General features: G+C 71.3%; 1 protein-coding gene. It reads right to left on the bottom strand.

The genetic code is table 11. From position 1 onward, the window contains the following. The coding region (locus tag IF99_RS0130165) for a lysine N(6)-hydroxylase/L-ornithine N(5)-oxygenase family protein (RefSeq protein WP_031001660.1) at nucleotides 1–1363 on the bottom strand (1363 nt) is incomplete at both ends.

The raw sequence follows: 1363 nt of genomic DNA, 5'->3' as shown, positions 1-1363 counted from the left end.
GGCTTGGGGCGGTGTGGGGGGTGAGGCCGAAGGTGGTGAAGGCGGTGCGGGCGGGGAGCGGGTAGGGGGTGGTGCCGGTCAGGGTGTTGAGGATGGTGGCGCTGCGGTGGGCGGCGAGGCCGAGGTCGGGGGCGCCGACGCCGTGGGTGTGGCGTTCGGCGTTCTGGACGTAGACGTGGGAGCCGGTCGCCGTGATGGCCTCGTCGAGGTGGAGGCGGTAGTGGGCGTCGACGCGGGGGCGTTCGGCGTCGTCGCGGTGCAGGTAGGGGTCGAGTCCGGCGAGGAGCTGGTCGAGGGGGCGTTCGCGGTAGCCGGTGGCGAGGACGACGGCGTCGGTGGTGAGGCGGGAGCGGGTGCCCTGTTCGCGGTGTTCGAGGTGGAGTTCGATCTGCGTGGTGGCGACGCGGCCCGCCGTGCGGACGCTGACGCCGGGGGTGAGGGTGGCGTCGGGCCAGCCGCCGTTCAGGGTGCGGTGGTAGAGCTCCTCGTGGATGGCGGCGATGGTCTCGGTGTCGATCCCCTTGTGGAGTTGCCACTGCTGGGCGGTGAGCTGGTCGCGGGTGGCCTCGGGGAGAGCGTGGAAGTAGCGGGTGTAGTCGGGGGTGAAGTGTTCGAGGCCGAGTTTCGAGTACTCCATGGGGGCGAAGGCAGGGGTGCGGGCGAGCCAGGTGAGGCGTTCGTGGCCGGGGGCACGGTGGCGGAGGAGGTCGAGGAAGATCTCTGCGCCCGACTGGCCTGAACCGATGACGGTGATGTGCCCGGCGGCGAGGAGTTGTTCGCGGTGGCCGAGGTAGTCGGCGGAATGGACGACGGGGACGTGGGGGGATTCGGCGAGGGGGCGCAGGGGTTCGGGGATGTGGGGGGCGCTGCCGATGCCGAGGACGAGGTTGCGGGTGTGGGTGCGGCCGAGGGCGTGGGCCTCGCCGTCGGCGTCGAGCTGGGTGTAGTCGATCTCGAAGCAGGAGCGGTCGGCGTTCCAGCGGACGGCGTCGGCCTGGTGGGAGAAGTGGAGGCCGGGGAGGTTCTCGCTGACCCAGCGGCAGTAGGCGTCGTACTCGGCGCGGTGGATGTGGAAGCGCTCGGCGAAGTAGAAGGGGTAGAGGCGGTCGTTCGCCTTGAGCCAGTTGAGGAAGGTCCAGGGGTTGGTGGGGTCGGCGAGGGTGACGAGGTCGGCGAGGAAGGGGACTTGGAGGGTGGTGCCGTCGATGAGCTGGCCGGGGTGCCAGTGGAAGGCGGGGCGTTGCTCGTAGAAGGCGGTGCGCAGCGGGGCGGTGCCGGTGGGGAGGTGGTGGGCGAGGGCGGCGAGGGAGAGGTTGAAGGGGCCGATGCCGATTCCGGCGAGGTCGAGGGGGGTGTCGGTGGG

Origin of the sequence: Streptomyces sp. NRRL F-5630, from assembly GCF_000719475.1 — a bacterium.
Classification (GTDB): Bacteria; Actinomycetota; Actinomycetes; order Streptomycetales; family Streptomycetaceae; genus Streptomyces.
The sequence above is the reverse complement of the archived record's forward strand: the minus strand, read 5'-3'. Positions and strand labels throughout refer to the sequence as shown.